General features: G+C 61.0%; 16 protein-coding genes. 15 read left to right on the forward strand and 1 reads right to left on the reverse strand.

Features of this window, described 5'->3' with window-relative positions; translation table 11 throughout:
• The first annotated feature begins 18 nt into the window (after positions 1-18).
• The 13 genes from nuoF to V7650_RS03275 all read left to right on the forward strand — a co-directional run bounded on the left by nuoF (position 19) and on the right by V7650_RS03275 (position 14,952).
• On the forward strand, positions 19-1,353 hold the full coding sequence (nuoF, locus tag V7650_RS03215; RefSeq protein WP_335654793.1) for an NADH-quinone oxidoreductase subunit NuoF: 1,335 nt from the start codon (positions 19-21) through the stop codon (positions 1,351-1,353).
• Positions 1,354-1,355: 2 nt separating this feature from the next.
• Positions 1,356-3,371 carry an NADH-quinone oxidoreductase subunit NuoG gene (nuoG, locus tag V7650_RS03220; protein WP_335654794.1) on the forward strand — a complete coding sequence of 672 codons (2,016 nt, stop codon included), beginning with the start codon at positions 1,356-1,358 and terminating at the stop codon, positions 3,369-3,371.
• A 121-nt stretch (positions 3,372-3,492) separates the two neighbouring features.
• Positions 3,493-4,533, forward strand: a complete 1,041-nt coding sequence (gene nuoH / locus V7650_RS03225) for an NADH-quinone oxidoreductase subunit NuoH (RefSeq protein ID WP_335654795.1) — start codon at positions 3,493-3,495, stop codon at positions 4,531-4,533.
• Positions 4,534-4,660: 127 nt separating this feature from the next.
• Positions 4,661-5,146, forward strand: a complete 486-nt coding sequence (gene nuoI, locus V7650_RS03230; protein ID WP_335654796.1) for an NADH-quinone oxidoreductase subunit NuoI — start codon at positions 4,661-4,663, stop codon at positions 5,144-5,146.
• A 193-nt stretch (positions 5,147-5,339) separates the two neighbouring features.
• Positions 5,340-5,954, forward strand: coding sequence for an NADH-quinone oxidoreductase subunit J (locus V7650_RS03235; protein WP_335654945.1), 615 nt, complete (start codon positions 5,340-5,342; stop codon positions 5,952-5,954).
• 151 nt (positions 5,955-6,105) lie between these two features.
• Positions 6,106-6,411, forward strand: a complete 306-nt coding sequence (gene nuoK / locus V7650_RS03240; protein ID WP_335654797.1) for an NADH-quinone oxidoreductase subunit NuoK — start codon at positions 6,106-6,108, stop codon at positions 6,409-6,411.
• A 4-nt stretch (positions 6,412-6,415) separates the two neighbouring features.
• Entirely contained in the window at positions 6,416-8,524 is a 2,109-nt protein-coding gene (nuoL, locus tag V7650_RS03245; protein WP_335654798.1) for an NADH-quinone oxidoreductase subunit L, read from the forward strand.
• Positions 8,524-10,062: an NADH-quinone oxidoreductase subunit M gene (locus V7650_RS03250; RefSeq protein WP_335654799.1), complete on the forward strand. Its 1,539-nt coding sequence runs from the start codon at positions 8,524-8,526 to the stop codon at positions 10,060-10,062. The genes nuoL and V7650_RS03250 overlap by 1 nt, the downstream gene beginning before the upstream one ends.
• Entirely contained in the window at positions 10,062-11,516 is a 1,455-nt protein-coding gene (gene nuoN / locus V7650_RS03255) for an NADH-quinone oxidoreductase subunit NuoN (RefSeq protein ID WP_335654800.1), read from the forward strand. The genes V7650_RS03250 and nuoN overlap by 1 nt, the downstream gene beginning before the upstream one ends.
• Positions 11,517-11,524: 8 nt before the next feature.
• Complete coding sequence (locus V7650_RS03260; RefSeq protein ID WP_335654946.1) at positions 11,525-12,226, forward strand: biotin--[acetyl-CoA-carboxylase] ligase; 702 nt, start codon at positions 11,525-11,527, stop codon at positions 12,224-12,226.
• A gap of 15 nt (positions 12,227-12,241) precedes the next feature.
• Positions 12,242-13,024 carry a type III pantothenate kinase gene (locus V7650_RS03265; protein WP_335654801.1) on the forward strand — a complete coding sequence of 261 codons (783 nt, stop codon included), beginning with the start codon at positions 12,242-12,244 and terminating at the stop codon, positions 13,022-13,024.
• Complete coding sequence (locus tag V7650_RS03270) at positions 13,021-14,661, forward strand: ribonuclease J (protein WP_335654802.1); 1,641 nt, start codon at positions 13,021-13,023, stop codon at positions 14,659-14,661. Before V7650_RS03265 ends, V7650_RS03270 begins: the two co-directional genes overlap by 4 nt.
• A gap of 6 nt (positions 14,662-14,667) precedes the next feature.
• On the forward strand, positions 14,668-14,952 hold the full coding sequence (locus tag V7650_RS03275) for a DUF1467 family protein (protein ID WP_335654803.1): 285 nt from the start codon (positions 14,668-14,670) through the stop codon (positions 14,950-14,952).
• Positions 14,953-14,954: 2 nt separating this feature from the next.
• On the opposite strand, the gene V7650_RS03280 is transcribed toward V7650_RS03275, so the two are convergent.
• Entirely contained in the window at positions 14,955-17,264 is a 2,310-nt protein-coding gene (locus V7650_RS03280; RefSeq protein WP_335654804.1) for a hypothetical protein, read from the reverse strand.
• 96 nt (positions 17,265-17,360) lie between these two features.
• Between V7650_RS03280 and V7650_RS03285 the strand changes: the two genes are divergently transcribed.
• Positions 17,361-17,669, forward strand: a complete 309-nt coding sequence (locus V7650_RS03285; RefSeq protein ID WP_335654805.1) for an Hpt domain-containing protein — start codon at positions 17,361-17,363, stop codon at positions 17,667-17,669.
• Between the two features lie 120 nt (positions 17,670-17,789).
• Complete coding sequence (locus V7650_RS03290; protein WP_335654806.1) at positions 17,790-18,998, forward strand: hypothetical protein; 1,209 nt, start codon at positions 17,790-17,792, stop codon at positions 18,996-18,998.
• The last annotated feature ends 104 nt before the right edge of the window (positions 18,999-19,102 follow it).

The following is a 19,102-nucleotide window of genomic DNA, read 5'->3' on the forward strand; positions in this document are numbered from 1 at the left end:
CCGCTGGAGGAAAAAATAATGGCGTTTGATTTTCTCCAGGACAAGGACCGGATCTTCACCAATGTCTACGGCTTCCAGTCGTGGGACCTGAAGGCAGCGCAGAAGCGCGGTGACTGGGACAAGACCGCCGACATCATCAAGCTTGGCAATGACAAGATCATTGAGGAAATGAAGGCCAGCGGCCTGCGCGGTCGCGGCGGCGCGGGCTTTCCGACCGGCCTGAAATGGTCGTTCATGCCCAAGGAAGCGCCCAAGGACAGCCAGGGCAATCCGCGGCCGAGCTTTCTCGTCATCAACGCCGACGAATCCGAGCCGGGTTCGTGCAAGGACCGCGAAATATTGCGCAACGATCCGCACAAGCTGATCGAGGGCGCGCTGATCGCCGGTTTTGCGATGCGCGCGCGGGCGGCCTATATCTATATCCGCGGCGAATATATTTTTGAAGCCAAGGTCATGGAGGCAGCCGTCAAGGAAGCCTATGACGCGGGGCTGCTCGGCAAGAATGCCGCCAAGTCCGGCTATGATTTCGACGTCTTCATCCACCGCGGCGCCGGTGCCTATATCTGCGGCGAGGAAACCGCGATGATCGAGAGCCTGGAAGGGAAAAAGGGCCAGCCGCGCCTTAAGCCGCCGTTTCCGGCCGGGGCCGGTCTTTACGGCTGCCCGACGACGGTCAACAACGTAGAGAGCATCGCGGTGGTGCCGACGATCATGCGGCGCGGTGCCAGCTGGTTCGCCAGCTTTGGCCGCGAAAACAACCACGGCACCAAGCTGTTTCAGGTCTCCGGCCATGTCGAGAAGCCGGCGGTGTTCGAGGAAGCGATGTCGATCCCGTTCAAGGACATGATCGAGAAGCATTGCGGCGGCATCACCGGCGGCTGGGACAATCTGCTGGCGGTGATTCCGGGCGGCTCCTCGGTGCCGCTGGTGCCGGCGGCGCAGATCATGGACGCGCCGATGGATTTCGACGGGCTCAAGGATCTCGGCTCGGGGCTGGGCACGGCGGCGGTGATCGTGATGGACAAGTCGACCGACATTGTCCGCGCCATTTCCCGGCTGGCCTATTTCTACAAGCATGAAAGCTGCGGCCAGTGCACGCCATGCCGCGAAGGCACCGGCTGGATGTGGCGGGTGATGGAGAAGATGCGCGACGGCGATGCCGATATCGAGGATATTGACACGCTGTACGAAGTGACCAAGCAGGTCGAGGGCCACACCATCTGCGCGCTCGGCGACGCTGCGGCCTGGCCGATCCAGGGCCTGATCCGGCATTTCCGGCCGGAGATGGAGCGGCGCATTCGCGAGCACAAGGGTGATCAGTTGACGCCAGACGTAATGGAGGCTGCGGAGTAATTATGCCTAAAGTCACCGTAGATGGCATCGAAATCGAAGTGCCGCAGGGCGCGACCGTGTTGCAGGCAGCGGAGCTGGCGGGCAAGGAAATCCCGCGTTTCTGCTACCACGAGCGGCTGAGCATCGCCGGCAATTGCAGGATGTGTCTGGTCGAGGTGAAGCCGGGTCCGCCGAAGCCACAGGCCAGCTGTGCGCTGCCGGCCGCCGATGGCCAGGAAATCCGCACCGACAGCGAAATGGTCAAGAAGGCGCGCGAAGGGGTGATGGAATTTCTCCTGATCAACCATCCGCTGGATTGCCCGATCTGCGACCAGGGCGGCGAATGCGACCTGCAGGACCAGGCGATGGCCTATGGCAAGGGCGGTTCGCGCTACGAAGAGAACAAGCGTGCAGTCACCGAGAAATATATGGGGCCGATCGTCAAGACCGCGATGACCCGCTGCATCCACTGCACGCGCTGCGTGCGCTTTGCCGAGGAAGTCGCTGGCGTCGAGGAAATTGGCGCGATCGGGCGCGGCGAGGGGATGGAGATAACCTCCTATCTCGAAGGCGCAGTGCACAGCGAATTGTCCGGCAATGTCGTCGATCTCTGCCCGGTCGGCGCGCTAACCAGCAAGCCTTATGCGTTTGAAGCGCGCCCGTGGGAGCTGACCAAGACGCTCGGCATCGACGTGATGGACGGCGTCGGCACCAATATCCGGATCGATTCACGCGGCCGTGAAGTGTTGCGCGCGCTGCCGCGGGTCAATGACGACGTGAACGAGGAATGGGCGACCGACAAGACCCGCCATGCGATCGACGGCCTGATCAAGCGCCGTCTCGACAAGCCCTATGTGCGCAAGAACGGCAAGCTGGAAGTGGCTACCTGGAACGAGGCTTTTCAGGCGATCGCTGACGTAAACGCTGGCGGTTCCGTCGCCGCGATTGCCGGCGATCTGGTCGATTGCGAGACCATGTATGCGGCGAAAAAGCTGCTGGCGTCGATGGGCTCCGATCTGCTCGAAGGCCGGCAGACCGGCCTGTCCTACGACGTTTCCAATCTCGCGGCGGTGAATTTCAACACGACCATCGCCGGGATCGAGGAAGCGGATGTGATCCTGCTGGTCTCGACCAACCCGCGCTGGGAAGCGTCGCTGGTCAACACGCGAATCCGCAAGGCCGTGCGCCAGGGCGGCGCGAAGGTGTTCGGGATTGGGCCGGAAACGGACCAGACCTATTCGGTCGAATGGCTCGGCGATGACATGGGCCTGCTGGCGAAGCTGCCCAAGGCGTTGACGGAAGCGCTGAAAGGCGCGGAGAAGCCTGCGATCATTCTTGGTGGCGGTGCGCTGAGCATCGACGGCGCGCATGGCGCGGCGCTGAAGCTGGCAAGCAAGTTCAAGATCGTCCGCGATGGCTGGAACGGCTTCAATGTCCTGCATATCGGCGCTTCGCGTACCGGCGGGCTGATGCTTGGCTATGCGCAGGACGGCGGCATCCGGGCGATCGCGGAGAAGAAACCGAAATTGCTGTTCGCGCTCGGCGCAGACGAAATGGACTACGGATTGTTCCAGGACAGTTTCAAGGTCTTCATCGGTCATCATGGCGATGCCGGCGCCCACGCGGCGGACGTGATCCTGCCGGGCGCCGCCTATACCGAAAAGAACGGCACTTATGTCAATCTGGAAGGCCGGGTCCAGCGCTCGAACAAGGCGATCTTTGCGCCGGGCGATGCCCGCGAAGACTGGAGCATCCTGCGCGCGCTGTCCGACGTGATGGGCAATACGCTGCCGTTTGACTCGTTCGAGGAACTGCGCGGCCATATGGCGGCGGATCATCCCGAGCTGGCCAACGAAGGCCTCGTGACCTTTGACTGGGCACCGCCCGAGGGCCTGTCGAGCACACCGAAGGGGCAGGGTGTCCATCCGATCAAGGATTTCTACCTGACCAACAGCATCGCCCGCGCCAGCGCGACGATGCAGCGCTGTTCGGCGGAATTGCTGCACGCCGATGACGAGATTTTGGAGGCGGCGGAATGATCTATTCAACCTCAAAAAAATCCGTCATCCTGAACTTGTTTCATGACCTCCCTCGGTCGGACGCGCTCTACAGTCACGGGATCCTGAAACAAGTTCAGGATGACGAATCCGGAGCACGCGCATGACCGCCTATCTCCAAACCCTCCTCGGCTATGAAGCCGGCTGGTTCGTCGGCACGCTGGCGCTGGTGCTGCTGATCGCCTTCCCGCTGATGCTCGCGGTGGCGATGATCATCTACGCCGATCGCAAGATCTGGGCGGCGATGGCGCTGCGCAAAGGGCCGAATGTGGTTGGTCCCTTCGGCCTGCTGCAAAGCTTTGCCGATGGCCTGAAGGTGTTCCTGCAGGAAACGATCATACCGTCGGGCGCCAACAAGGGCCTGTTCCTGCTCGCGCCGATCATCACCTTTACCGTGGCCCTGCTCGCCTGGGCGGTGATTCCGTTCGGCGAAAATATGGTGCTGGCCAATATCAATATCGGGCTGCTCTACATCTTGGCGGTCAGTTCGCTGGGCGTTTATGGCGTGGTGATTGCCGGCTGGGCGAGTAACTCCAAATATCCGTTCTTCTCGGCGATGCGCGCCGCGGCGCAGATGATCAGCTATGAAGTCTCGATCGGCTTCATCATCATCTCGGTGGTGCTGTTTGCCGGCAGCTTCAATCTGCAGGACATCATCCTAGGCCAGAAATCGCACCTGCTCGGGATCAATGCCTATGGCATCAACCCGCTGCTGTTCCCGATGGCGGTGATGTTCCTGATCTCCTCGCTCGCCGAAACCGCGCGCACCCCGTTCGATCTTACCGAGGCGGAAAGCGAGCTGGTCGCCGGCTACCAGACCGAATATTCGTCCATGGCTTTCGCGCTGTTCTGGCTCGGTGAATATGCCAACGTCCTGCTGATGTGCACGCTCAACGCGATCCTGTTCTGGGGTGGCTGGCTGCCGCCGATCGACTGGGAACCGCTGTACATGGTGCCCGGCATCATCTGGCTGTTTGCCAAGATCTTCTTCTTCTTCTTCATCTTCAGCTGGGTCAAGGCGACGGTTCCGCGCTACCGCTATGACCAGCTGATGCGCCTCGGCTGGAAGATATTCCTGCCGGTTTCGCTGTTCTGGGTTTTTCTGGTCAGCGGATTTCTAATGCTGACTAGATATTCAGCATGACCATGTTACAAACCATCACACTCTTCACCGTCATTGCGAGCGCAGCGAAGCAATCCAGTGCGTCGCTTGCCGCTCTGGATTGCCGCGTCGCTGGCACTCCTCGCAATGACGTGACCGGGAAAAACGCATGAGTATCGCACAAACCATCAAGGCCTTCACCCTGTTCGAATTTATCGGCGCGCATATGCTGACGCTGAAATATTTCTTCAAGGCGAAGAAGACGATCAATTACCCCTATGAAAAGAACCCGATTTCGCCGCGGTTCCGGGGCGAGCACGCGCTGCGCCGCTATCCCAATGGCGAGGAACGCTGCATCGCCTGCAAGCTGTGCGAAGCGGTCTGCCCGGCACTGGCGATCACGATCGAGGCGGAGCCGCGCGAGGATGGCTCGCGCCGTACCACCCGCTATGACATTGACATGACCAAGTGCATCTATTGCGGTTTCTGTCAGGAAGCCTGCCCGGTCGATGCGATCGTCGAGGGTCCGAATTTCGAATATGCGACGGAAACGCGCGAAGAGCTGATCTACGACAAGGCGAAGCTGCTCGAGAATGGCGACAAATGGGAGCGGGCAATCGCGGCAAACCTTGCCGCCGATGCGCCCTATCGGTAAGGGGCGCTGTGATGATTCCAATAGGGGTAAATGTGCGAAAACACGCTGAACTTTTCCTCCCTGTGCGGAGCATGGGAAGAGGGACCGACCGAAGGTTGGTGGAGGGGCGCTGCGCCATCTTCACTTTGTTCGGCCCCTCCGACACGCCTTCGGCGCGCCACCTCCCCGAAGCTTTGCTTCAGGGAGGATGTGTATAATGCAAATCTTCGCTTTCTATCTTTTTGCGGCCGTGGTGCTGGCCAGTGGTGCGTTCTGCATCTTCGCGCGCAACCCGGTGCACAGCGTGCTGTGGCTTATCCTCGCCTTTTTCAACGCTGCCGGTCTGATGGTGCTGGTCGGCGCCGAATTTATCGCCGCGCTGCTGGTCATCGTCTACGTGGGCGCAGTCGCGGTATTGTTCCTGTTCGTCGTGATGATGCTCGATATTGATTTTGCCGAGCTTCGGGCGGGTTTCATGAAAAACCTGCCGCTCGGCCTGCTGCTGGCGCTGGTGCTGGTGGTGGAAATCATCTTCGGCGTCGGCGCATGGCAGTCGTCCGGCATGGGCGAAGCAACCGCCGCGGTTGGGCCACCAGCCGGAGCGCCATCCAATATCGAGCAGCTCGGTGCCTTGCTCTACACCAAATATGTGTTCCTGTTCGAAGCCGCAGGCCTCATCCTGCTGGTGGCGATGGTTGGCGCGATCGTGCTGACGCACCGTGCCCGCGGCGGTGTCCGCAGGCAGAATATTGCCGACCAGATCGCGCGCCGGCCCGAGGACGCGACGCGGAATACGCAGCCCGAAGTTGGCAAGGGGGTTGAACTATGATGCGCTATTCATCCACTGCAAACACCGTTCGTCCCGAGCCTGGCGAAGGACTTGGCCAGTCGACGAGCCACCCTGCCGGCGGATGTGTTTCGACAGGCACAGCACAAGCTGATTGTCTCTTGATCCTTCATCCAAGAGCGGGGGATATGTCATGATCGGCATCGAACATTATCTCGTGGTCAGCGCAATCCTGTTCGTGATGGGCATGCTCGGTATCTTTCTGAACCGGAAGAATATCATCATCATCCTGATGGCGATCGAACTGATCCTGCTCGCCGTGAACCTCAACTTTGTCGCGTTCAGCGCCTTTCTGGGTGACATGACCGGCCAGGTATTTGCCATGTTCATCCTGACCGTGGCCGCCGGCGAGGCCGCCATCGGGCTGGCCATTCTCGTGATTTATTTCCGTCAGCGCGGCACCATTGCCGTCGATGATGTCAACCGGATGAAGGGTTAGGACCTTGACGATTCAGCTTATCGTGTTCCTGCCCTTGCTGGCAGCGATTGTCGCAGGCTTCGGCAACCGGATCATCGGCAATGTGCCGGCGAAGGTGATTACCACGGGCGCGCTGTTTGCGTCCTGCGCGCTCAGCTGGCCGGTGTTCATCGGCTTTTTGAACGGCACGAGCAACGCGGACGTTGTGCCGGTGCTGACCTGGCTCGTCTCCGGCGACCTCAATTTCGACTGGGCGCTGCGCGTGGATGCGCTGACCGCGGTGATGCTGGTGGTGGTGACCACCGTGTCGGCGCTCGTCCATCTCTACAGCTGGGGCTATATGGACGAAGATCCGGACCAGCCGCGCTTCTTCGCCTATCTCTCGCTCTTCACCTTCGCCATGCTGATGCTGGTGACCGCGAACAATCTGGTACAGATGTTCTTCGGCTGGGAAGGCGTCGGGCTTGCCTCCTATCTGCTGATCGGTTTCTGGTTCAAGAAGCCGAGCGCCAATGCCGCCGCGATCAAGGCCTTTGTCGTCAACCGCGTCGGCGATCTCGGGTTCATGCTCGGCATCTTCGGCACCTTCCTGGTATTCGGCACCGTCTCGATTCCGGAAATTCTCGAGGCCGCGCCCGGCATGGCCGGTTCGACCATCACCTTTGCCGGGATGCGTCTCGACACGATGACCATCCTCTGCCTGCTGCTGTTCATCGGCGCGATGGGCAAGTCGGCGCAGCTTGGTCTCCACACATGGCTGCCCGACGCGATGGAAGGCCCGACTCCGGTGTCGGCCCTGATCCACGCCGCCACCATGGTGACGGCAGGCGTGTTCATGGTCTGCCGCCTGTCGCCGATGTTCGAAACCAGCCCGGTTGCCCTGACGGTTGTCACCATCGTCGGCGCGTCGACCGCGATCTTCGCCGCCACCGTTGGCCTGGTCCAGCATGATATCAAGCGAGTGATCGCTTATTCGACCTGCTCGCAGCTCGGCTACATGTTCTTTGCCGCCGGTGTCGGCGCCTATAGCGCGGCGATGTTCCACCTGTTCACCCACGCCTTTTTCAAGGCGCTGCTGTTCCTTGGCGCCGGTTCGGTGATCCATGCGATGCATCACGAGCAGGACATGCGTTTCTATGGCGGCCTGCGGAAAGAAATCCCGCTGACCTTCTGGGCGATGATGGCCGGTACGCTGGCAATCACCGGTGTCGGTATCGTCGGACTGGGCGGCTTTGCCGGCTTCTATTCCAAGGACGCGATCATCGAGGTCGCCTTTGCCAGCGGCACCGAGGTCGGCCAGTTCGCCTTCTTCATTGGCGTGCTCGCGGCGCTGCTGACCAGCTTCTACAGCTGGCGGCTGATGTTCCTCACCTTCTGGGGCACGCCGCGCTGGATCCAGTCCGAGCATATCCAGCACGCCCTGCACGGCCATCATGACGACGCACAGCATGACACCCATGGCCACGAGGAAGTGGCTGCCGACAATCCACCGTCGCAGGAAGATGCCGGTCACGATGCCGTCGCGCATGCCCACGGCGCAGGGCAGCACGCGCCCGGCACCGGCGGCTATCATCCGCATGAAAGCCCGCTGACGATGCTGATTCCCTTGCTCGTGCTGGCGACCGGCGCGGTTTTTGCCGGCTTCCTGTTCCACAACCAGTTTGTCGAAGCCGCCGAGGGCGCCGTCTTCTGGGCCGGAAGCCTGGCCTTTGACGAGCATCTGATGCACGAGATCCACGAAGTGCCGCTGTGGGTGAAACTGTCCTCGACGGTGGCGATGCTCACCGGTCTCGGCACGGCGATCTTCCTCTATTTCTTCGGCAAGGATCGTCCGGCGCGCCTGGCGGCAACGTTCAGCCCGTTGTACAATTTCTTCTTCAACAAATGGTATTTCGACGAGCTCTACCACCTGATCTTCATCCGTCCCGCCTTCTGGCTGGGCCGGCTGTTCTGGAAGGGCGGCGACGAGGGCACCATCGACCGCTTCGGTCCCAATGGCATCGCCTCGGTGATCGCCAGCGGTTCGGGCGTGATGAAGCGCTTCCAGAGCGGCTATCTCTATAGCTACGCCCTGGTCATGCTGCTCGGTCTGGCGGCTGCCGCGACCTGGATTATCGTGCAGGGAGCCCGCTAATGAACCAGCTAGATTTCCCGATCCTGTCGCTGATGATGGGCCTGCCGATGCTGGCCGCGATCGTCTGCCTGTTCCTCAGCGCCCAGGCCGCGCGCTGGCTGGCGCTGGCAACGACGCTGGCGCTGTTCGTGCTGGGCGTGGTGCTGTGGGCCAATTACGATATCGGCGGGCCGCAATGGCAATATGTCGAGCGCGCCGAACTGTTCGGCAATTTCGCCTGGGCGCTGGGCATCGACGGCATTTCGATGATGCTGATCATGCTGACCGTGTTCCTGATGCCGATCTGCATCGGCGCCAGCTGGGAAGCCATCCAGACCCGGGTCGGCGAATATATGGCGGCCTTCCTGTTCATGGAAGTGCTGATGATCGGCGTGTTCGCGGCGCAGGACATTTTCCTGTTCTACATCCTGTTCGAGGCCGGCCTGATCCCGATGTACCTGATCATCGGTATCTGGGGCGGGGCGAACCGGATCTATGCCAGCTACAAATTCTTCCTCTATACGCTGCTCGGCTCGGTGGTGATGCTGATCGCGATGCTGTGGATGGTGCAGGATGCTGGAACCAGCGACATCCCGACCCTGCTGAACTATGATTTCGCGCCCGAGGCACAGACCTGGCTCTGGCTGGCCTTCTTCGCCAGCTTTGCGGTCAAGATGCCGATGTGGCCGGTCCACACCTGGCTGCCGGATGCCCATGTGCAGGCGCCGACCGCCGGTTCGGTGATCCTTGCCGGCGTGCTGCTGAAGATGGGCGGCTACGGCTTCCTGCGCTTCTCGCTGCCGATGTTCCCGGAAGCCTCCGAACAGTTCATCTGGCTGGTCTTCGGCCTGTCGATGGTGGCAGTGGTCTATACCTCGCTGGTGGCGTTGGTGCAGCAGGACATGAAGAAGCTGATCGCATACTCGTCGGTCGCCCATATGGCGATAGTGACGCTTGGCCTGTTCGCGTTCAACCGCCAGGGCATCGAGGGCGCGATCATCGTGATGCTGAGCCACGGCCTGGTCTCGGGCGCCTTGTTCCTGTGCGTCGGCGTGATCTACGACCGGCTGCACACGCGCGAAATCGATCGTTACGGCGGGTTGTCGATCAACATGCCCAAATATGCGATCCTGTTCCTGCTGTTCACCATGGCCTCGATCGGCCTGCCGGGCACCAGCGGCTTTGTCGGCGAGTTCCTGTCGCTGATCGGACTGTACAAGGTCAACAGCTGGGTAACGCTGGTCGCGACGACCGGGATCATCCTCGGCGCGGGCTATATGCTCTATCTCTATCGCCGGGTCGCCTTTGGCGAGCTGGTCCACGAGGATGTCAAGGCGATGCCCGACCTGTCGGCGCGCGAAATGGCCCTGCTGGCACCAATTGCCGCCGCCGTGATGTGGATGGGTGTCTATCCGGAAAGCTTCATGGCCCCGATCCGCGGCGATGTCGGCGCGCTGGTCGCGCGGATTGACCGGGCCGCACCGGAAGGCGACGCGCACCTGAAGATGGGCGCAGCGAAACCGGCACTCAAAGCTGAAGCCCATGGGGAGGCGCACTAATGAACCTTGCATCGTCTCTCTGGCTGGTATCGCCCGAACTGTTCCTGTCGGTCTCCGGCCTGATCCTGCTGATGGTTTCTGCCTGGAGCCAGGAAAAGGCGGCGCGGCTGGTTACGATCCTCGCGGTGGCGGCGCTGTTCGGCGCGGCGACCCTGCTGATGGTGCTGTCCCACAACCCCGATTTCAAGGGCGGCGCCGACGCGTTTGACGGCCTGTACCGGATGGATGCGTTCGGCAGCTCGGCGAAGTTCCTGATCTATCTGGCGGCGATTATCTCCTTGATTGTCGCGCCACGGTTCTTCCTGGCGGGCGGAAAATACCGTTCGGAATATCCGGTGCTGATCCTGTTTGCCACCATCGGCATGGGGATGATGGTCTCCGCGAGCGACATGATGACGCTCTACATCGGCCTCGAACTGAACAGCCTGGCCGCCTATGTACTGGCCAGCTTCATCCGCACCGACATCCGCTCCTCGGAAGCGGGACTCAAATATTTCGTGCTCGGCGCGCTGGCGAGCGGCATGCTGCTGTTCGGCATTTCGCTGGTCTACGGCTTTGCCGGTTCGACCAGCTTCGCGGTAATCGGCGAGACCCTGACCGGCGACCTGTCGACCGGACCGCTGATCGGTTTGGTGCTGGTACTTTCGGGTCTCGCGTTCAAGATCAGCGCCGTGCCGTTCCATATGTGGACGCCGGACGTCTACGAGGGTGCACCGACCCCGGTGACGGCATTTTTTGCCAGCGCTCCCAAGGTCGCCGCCATCGCGCTGACCGCGCGGGTGATCGTCGAAGCCTTCGGCGGCCAGACTTCGGCCTGGCAGCAGATCATCGTGTTTGTCGCTCTTGCTTCGATCATCCTCGGCGCGGTCGCCGCGATCGGACAGCAGAATATCAAGCGGCTGCTCGCCTATAGTTCGATCAACAATGTCGGCTTCCTGCTGATCGGCCTTGCCGCCGGTACCCCGGCCGGCATTTCGGCGATGATGTTCTATCTCGCCATCTATGTCGCGATGACCCTGGGCAGCTTCATCTGCGTGCTCGAGATGCGCGACCGCGATGGCAAGCCGCTGGAAAGCCTGGCAAGCCTCGCTGGCCTGTCCCAGACCCGGCCCGGCCTTGCTGCCGCCTTTGCGGTGTTCATGTTCTCGCTGGCCGGTATTCCGCCGCTGTTCGGCTTCTGGGGCAAGTTCCTGGTGTTTGATGCAGCGGTCGCAGCGGGCATGTTGCCGCTCGCGGTGATCGGTATCGCCGCGTCGGTGATTGGTGCCTTCTATTATATCAAGGTCGTCAAGATCATCTATTTCGACGACCCGGCCGGAGAGATTGTCAAGACCGGGCACAAGTCCGAAAATATCCTGATCGGTCTGATGGCGCTGTTCGTATCGCCGCTCGGATATCTGAGCATCCCATTCATCGCGCCGATCACAACCACCGCCGCGGCAGCGCTCTTCTGACTATCCGGATAGAAACGGTTGCCGAAACCGCGTCGACCAATGCGGACCTGAAAGCCCTCGCGCTTCAGGAGAGCGTATCGGAAGGTTTCTGGCTGCGCGCCGTGCAACAGACAGGCGGCGTCGGTCGCCGCGGCAGAAAATGGGAAAGCCCGCAAGGCAATCTCTACTGCAGCACGGTCGTCGGGATGCGGCCTGGTGATCCAGCGCCTGCTTCGCTGTCCTTCGTCGCCGGCCTGGCCGTCCACGCGGCGATCCGGTCGTGCCTCCCGGACACGCCGATGATTCTGAAATGGCCGAACGACATTCTGGTGTCGGATTCCAAGATTTGCGGCATCCTGCTGGAGCGCGTCGGGAATCAGGTGATTGTCGGCATTGGCGTGAACGTCGCGGTAGCGCCGGAGGTTGAGGGCAGGGCGGTGACCAGCCTCGTGGCGGAAGGGGCGGATATTGATGCCGCCAGCCTGCTCGAACGGCTGGCCGGTGCATTCGAGCAATGGGTGGCGCAATGGCGCCAGGCGGGTCTGGAAGACCTTCTGGGAAAATGGCAGAATTTGGCGCATGCGGTGGGAACTCTCGTGACCACCAGCGACGATGATGGCGAAAAGATCACCGGCGAATTTGCCGGTCTGGAAACCGACGGCGCGCTGCGCTTGAGAAAATCGGACGGAACGCTTATCGCAATACGCGCCGGTGATGTTTCCATCGGATAGAAGGACGAGTCGCCCATGCTTTTGGCCATCGACGCCGGTAACACCAATGTTGTTTTCGCCCTGTTCGATGGCGACGACATCCGCGCCCGCTGGCGGATCGCCACCGATGCGCGTCGCACGGCCGACGAATATGTCGTCTGGCTGCGGCAGCTGCTTGACCTGGAAGGGCTCCAGCTCGCATCGATCGATGCCGTGATCATCGGCACGGTGGTGCCGCGGGCGCTTCACAATCTGACGGTGCTGGCGGAGAAATATTTTGGCGTCACCCCGCTCATTGCCGGGCGCGGCGATGTGCCCTGGGGGATTGCGCTCGACGTCGAGCAACCGGACAGCGTCGGGGCGGATCGCGTGCTCAACGTGATCGCGGCGCATCAGAAATACAAGCAGGACATCGTGATCATCGACTTCGGCACGGCGACCACCTTCGACGTTGCCGATTTTCAGGGTGCCTACAAGGGTGGAGTGATCGCGCCGGGCATCAACCTGTCGCTCGACGCCCTGGTCGGTAAAACCGCGCAATTGCCGCGTATCGCTCTGGAATCGCCCGAAGATGACAATGTGATCGGCACGACCACCGAAAGCCAGATGCTGATTGGCATTTTTTGGGGTTATGTGGCAATGATCGAGGGACTGGTGGCGCGCACCAAGGCGCAGATCGGACGACCCACCAAGATCATCGCCACCGGCGGTCTGGCGGTACTTTTTGACGAACATACAGATGTATTTGATCATCTGGAATCGGACCTGACTCTCCAGGGCCTGCATTTCCTCTATCAGCGAGCAACACACGCTTCATGACAAAACCAAAAAAAGAACTTCTCTTCCTGGCCCTTGGCGGATCAGGAGAAATCGGCATGAACGTCAACCTCTACGGCTGCGATGGCAAGTGGATGATGGTCGATCTCGGCATGACCTTTGCCGACCCCAGCTACCCGGGGATTGACCTGATCCTCCCCGATCTGGAATTTATCGAGAAGAACCGCAAGGACCTGCTCGGCATCGTGCTGACCCATGGTCACGAAGATCATATCGGCGCGGTGCCCTATTTCGCTGCCGATCTCGATGTGCCGCTGTTCGCGACGCCGTTTACGGCCGGACTGATCCGCCGCAAGCTGGAAGAGGTCGGCCTCGAACGCGAGGTGAAGCTCAACATCATCCCCAACGAGGGCAGCTTCGATCTAGGCCCGTTCGGATTCCGCTATCTGCCAATCGCGCACAGCATTGCCGAGGGCAATGCCATGTTGATCGACACGCCCTATGGCCGGATTTTTCACACCGGTGACTGGAAGCTGGATGATGAGCCCGTTCTCGGCGTACCGTCCACGCCGGAAGAGCTGAAGAAAATCGGTGATGAGGGCATCCTCGCCATGGTTTGCGATTCGACCAATGTCTTCAACGACAAGGCCTCGGGTTCCGAAGGCGAAGTGCGTCGCAACCTGATGCGCGTCGTCGAGAATATCGACACGCGGATCGTGGTCACCACCTTCGCATCCAACGCCGCCCGGCTGCAGACGCTGGGCGAGGTCGCCATTCATGCCGGTCGCAAGCTCTGCGTTGCCGGTCGCTCGCTGGACCGCATCATCGAGAATTGCCGCGAAAACGGCTATCTGAAGAATTTCCCGCAGACGGTCGATTTTCAGGAAGCGATGAGCCTGCCGCGCGACGAGATCATGATCATCGCCACCGGTGGCCAGGGAGAGGCAAGGGCGGCGCTCGGCCGGATTGCTGGCGACAGCCACCAGATCAAGCTTTCCGAAGGCGATCACGTGCTGTTCTCCTCGAAGCAGATTCCCGGCAATGAGATCGCGATCGGCCGGATCCAGAACCAGCTGGCCGCCAAGGGCGTCGTGATGATTACCGAACGGCAGGAGGATATTCATGTATCCGGTCACCCGGGACAGCCGGAACTGGCGCAGATGTACCAGTGGATCCGGCCGGAAATCCTGGTGCCGGTCCATGGCGAGATCCGGCACATGAAGGCACAGGTGCGCTTCGGCCTGGAAAAGGGTGTTCCCCAGGCGATATTCCAGCAGAATGGCGATGTCGTGCGGCTGGCGCCCAACGGCCCGAAAATATTGGGTCAGGAACGCACCGGCCGGTTGGTTGTTGACGGCGACGTGATCATCCCGGCCGACGGCAAGACCCTCAACGACCGGCGCAAGACCGCTCATAACGGGCTAATCTCGGTCGCCATCGGTCTCGATGAAAAGGGCCGGATTTTCGGCCAGCCGGTGCTGAAGATGCATGGAGTGCCGCTGGAAGAGGACGAGGAAGATTTTCTCGACGAGGTCACCGACAAGATCCAGGCGCAATATCGGAAACCGGTGGGCGACATCGACAAGTTCAACGAGGCGATCCGCCTGCTTGTCAGGCGCAGCGCCACCGAGTGGACGGGCAAGAAGCCGATTGTCTCGGTGCTCACCATCGAGGCTTGACCGGCGATGGAACTCACCTCTGTTGCCGCGATCTACGTCTTGTTCTGGGTAACGGCTGCGTTTATCGTGCTGCCGATCGGCATTCGCAATCACCATGAATCCGGCGTGGAAATGGTCAAGGGGCAGGCCGACGGCGCGCCGGTCAATTTCCGGCCGTGGCGGATATTATTGCTGACCACGCTGCTAGCGACGGCAGCTTTCGGGCTATTCTATCTCAACTATGCCAATGGCTGGATCACGCTGGATACGATCGACATCTTCAACAGCCGGGAACGGATGAAAGATATTTGAACCTAGCTGCGCAGGCGCTCGATCGCCTGCGCCAGCGCCACATAGAGCTTGCCGATATCCGATGACAGCAGGGTCACGCTGACGGCGCTGCCGTCGCGGGTGGCAAGCACCGCACGCAGCATCGCCTCGAAATCGTGGATATAGCGGTTCACATGCTCGCGGAATTCGTCATTGCCGGAATATTGGGCGAGTATCTCGCGCACTTCGCGGCCGTCGAGCAGGCGCACGGCGCGCCGGGTGAAAATGCCCCGATCACCCTTGAGATAGGCGGCCCACTCGGTATCGGTGACGTCGTTGGACAATATCTTGCCGACGTCGATCGAGATGGAATTGAGCGATTCGGTCAGCTGCGCCACACGCCGGGTGAAATTCTCGTCGCTGCTCTGCTCGGCCTTTTCCTTGGCGAACAGGATACGCTGTTCGAGACTGCTGGTCATGTTCTCGATCGCCGTCAGCTGATCGGTGAGATGGGCGGCGGTCGACTGGCTGGTGGCAACCGCGCTGGCTACCGCCTGCTCCAGTTTCGGCGCGATCGACGCGATCTTGTCGTCGATGATCCGGTTCAGGGCCTCTTCGCTCATCTTCTCGAACGCCTCGGTCGACCCGGCGATGGAATTTTCCAGCGCCTGCCGCGAATGTTCGGATGCCTGCTTCGCTGTTTCCTTCACGCGCAACAATGCGGTGATCATCTTTTCGCCGGCGCTTTCGGCCAGCGCTTCATTCTGTTCGCGGACCTGTTCGAGGGCTTGCGAGATATCGGCAATCTGCCCTGCGATCGATTGGCTGGACAGGTCGCTGTCGTCGCGCAACTGGCGCAGATGGTCCTGCTGTTCGGTGATCGAATGATCGGTCTGGGCAACCTGCTGTGCCACCCGGCCCGCGTCTTCCTGCGCCTTGCGCGCCGCCCCGGCCATCTGGCCGTACAGGGCGAGGCTTTCTTGGGATTTCTGTGCCACCCGTTCGAAGGCAGTGGGCAGGGTCTCGTCCATTTCCCGGGCGCTGCTGTCGAGCGCAACGAGCAGTCTCTCCATCCGCTCGATCATGCCATCGGCAACGCCGTATCCGTTTTCGAGCGATTGCTGCAGCGCGGCGCTGTTCTGCTCCATCGCCGACATGGCAAAGGCAAGCTTCGCGGTTTTCTCGCCGCCGTCATTGTCCAGATTCTTCATGTTCTCGGCAATGTCGGCGACATTCTGGTTGAGCGCGGCCGCCAGCGCCTGCAGGCGGTTTTCCTCCTGATCCGCGACAGCGCCGGCCTTGGTCAGCGCGGATTCCAGTGCCTCGAGATCGGTCCGCAGGGCCTGTGACGAATCCGATGCCTCGGTGGCCAGCCGGGCCCGTGTCTTGTGGATGGTCTCGACCGTTTCGGCGGTTGTTTTCCGCAACAGCGCCGCCAGCTGGTTGGAGCCGGCCTCCGCTTCGTCGAGCTGCTCGGACAGGCTGATCTTGATCCGCTCGGCTTCCGCCGCAAGGCTTTGGAGCGACAGGTCGGACTTCTCGTTCAGGTCGTCGAGGCTCCGCTTCGCGGCGGTACCGACTTCGCCGATCCTTGTCAGGGTCGACACCATTGCCGCCATTTGCGACTGGGCGCTCCGTCCGGCATTGCCGATCTGGTTGGTTACATCCTTGGCGGTGCTGATCACCACCGGTAAATGTTCGCGCAGCTGCTCGAGGTTCCGGTATGCGGTGCCTCCGACCTCATCCAGTTTCTGCATCTTGCCGAGACCGTCGTCGATCGACTTGCGGATCAGCTCGGCGGCGGCGGTCAGCTTGCTCGTCGATTGGCTGCCAAGCGATTCCAGCTCCCGGCTTTCCTGTCCGAGAAATTCGCGTGCGACATTCAGTTCGTTGTTGACGGTCTTCAGTCGGGTTTCGAGCAAATCGGACTCGGCCCGCAGCGATGCGGCGACATCGGCAAAGCGGCCGGCTTCTCGGGTGCTGTTGCGCATATAGAGGAGATAGCCGATGCCAAGCGCTATGACGGGCAGGCACCATTGCGTCAGTAGCTCGATGCCGACTTTTGGCGAGGGCATTGTGGCAAAAATATCGCGGTTGGCCCAGAGGAAAAAACAGGTCCAGACCGCCACGGCAAGGCCGATCAAAACCAGCGGCGCGACTCGGCCGCGAGACGAGGCAGTATCGCCATCGTCGGCGTAGTGATCCCAGTCATCCTCCGAGGAAAGTTCGATATTTTCCTGAATTTCTTCCGGAAAACCGTCCTCTTCCGTGCCCGCCACGGACCCTTCGTCATCCATGCCCGCGGTGGTTTGCGTCTGGCCTCCATCGGGACTTTCGTCCCGATCGCGCCACATCCCGATTATCTTAGAGTTCCCTGCCATGACACTATTTAACACATTTACAGATCATAGAAACCATAAGTTAACCATATCGTGCGTAATAGGGTAGCGATGTCATTTGATTATGGAGCTCTGGATGCCGCTCTTACGGCTGCGGTGGGAGACGATCAGTCCCTTATCGCAGAATTGCGCGCGGCGTTTCTGGAGAGCGCCAAGCGGCAGGTGGACCTGCTGGGGCGAGCGCGGTGCGATGCCAACTGGGAATATGCGGCCTGGCGGCTGAAGGGCCTAGCGGCGAGCTTCTCGGCGACCCGGATCCTGCAGCTGGCGGATGAAGCCGCGCATTCCGCGCCCGGCGACCCGGTCATCTTGCGCAAGCTCGAACGCGCGGTCTCCGCCGTCGAGGCCCACCGGGACTGACATTCCGCTCCACTGGCAGCGTCGGCGTTGCCTTACCCAGAATATCGCTTGGCATGTCCGGACGCCACCATATATGGACAGGATGATATTTCCTTTTCATCGTTCGGGACCCCCATATTCGTGAAACTGGCTCTGATTTCTCTGGCAAAGGATGATCTCGACGGGAACGGGCCGATCGCGCTGCTGCCGCTGTTCGCCGGGAATCTCCTGGATTTGCAGATCAGCGCCGCGCAACGCTTCGGCTGCGAGAAATTCATCTTCCTCTGCCCGGTCACCCACGGGGCGCTGCTGCAGACAATCGACGGAATGAAGCAGCAGGGACTGGATGCGGAATATGTCCGCAGTCCCAGCGACCTGGTGCAATATGCCAGCGAGCAGGATCACATCATCTATCTCGCCGATGGCATATTGCCCAATGAGGAAATCGTCGATCAACTGGCCGGTCCGCCGCAGGAACTGCTGTTCACCGTGCTGCACGCCGAGGAATATCGCGAATTCGAGCGGATCGACCTCAACCAGCGCTGGCTCGGGATCGTCTCGCTGAACGCGGGGCGGCTGGTGGCGATGATCGATATCCCTGACGAATGGGAGGTCGGGTCGGCGTTGCTGAGAACCGCTGTCCAGGCCGATTGTCCGCGCGCGATCATCTCGGATCGGCGGATGGGGGCAGGGGCGATATCCCACATCCAGAGCGAAGTCAGCGCCGAACAGTTCACCCGTCGCCGGCTGCGCGCCATGCCGGCCCGGAAGGACAATTTTCTCAACCGCTTTCTGCTGCGCCCGCTGGTCAAGCGCAGCCTGCCGAGGCTCTGGACGCAAAAGTCCTCGCCCCGCTATCTGCAGATTTTTTCGCTGGTGGCCGGGCTGGCGGGGGCGGTAACCGCAGGCTTCGGCTACGCAGTTGCCGGCTTGGCGCTGTTCATTCTCGCCAGCATTGCCCAATTTGTTCGGGGGTCGATGCGGCAATTCGAGAGCACGGCGGAGCAACGGGACTGGACCGCCATCCTGCTGGACCTGCTTGCGGCCGCCGGCGTCGCCTTTCTGGCCGTCCGCGGGTCCAGCGCGCTGACATGGCTGCCGGATCTGGTGATCCTGGCGCTGCTGCTTGCGCATCTGCTGCTGCTGCTGAGGAGCGGGCCGGAGAATGGCCGGCTGACGCTGTTGCGACCGGATCTGCGGCTGGTGCTGCTGATTCTTCTGATCGCGACCATCTTCGGGCCGATAAGCTATGGCATTTACGCGGCCGCGCTCTACTCCGGCCTGAGTCTCGTTCTGGAACGCTATCTGACCGGGAAATCCCCGGGCAAAGCGGGTATACCGAACGGATAACCGGTCGGACCCTTAGCGGCTTGTTAACCACATTGGGGTACGGCCAGGGTATGGCAGAGCGAGTTTTTCCGATGGACCGAACCAGGTCTCAAGATATTGTCCGT

This window comes from Parasphingorhabdus sp. (assembly GCF_036964565.1).
Taxonomy (GTDB): Bacteria; Pseudomonadota; Alphaproteobacteria; order Sphingomonadales; family Sphingomonadaceae; genus Parasphingorhabdus.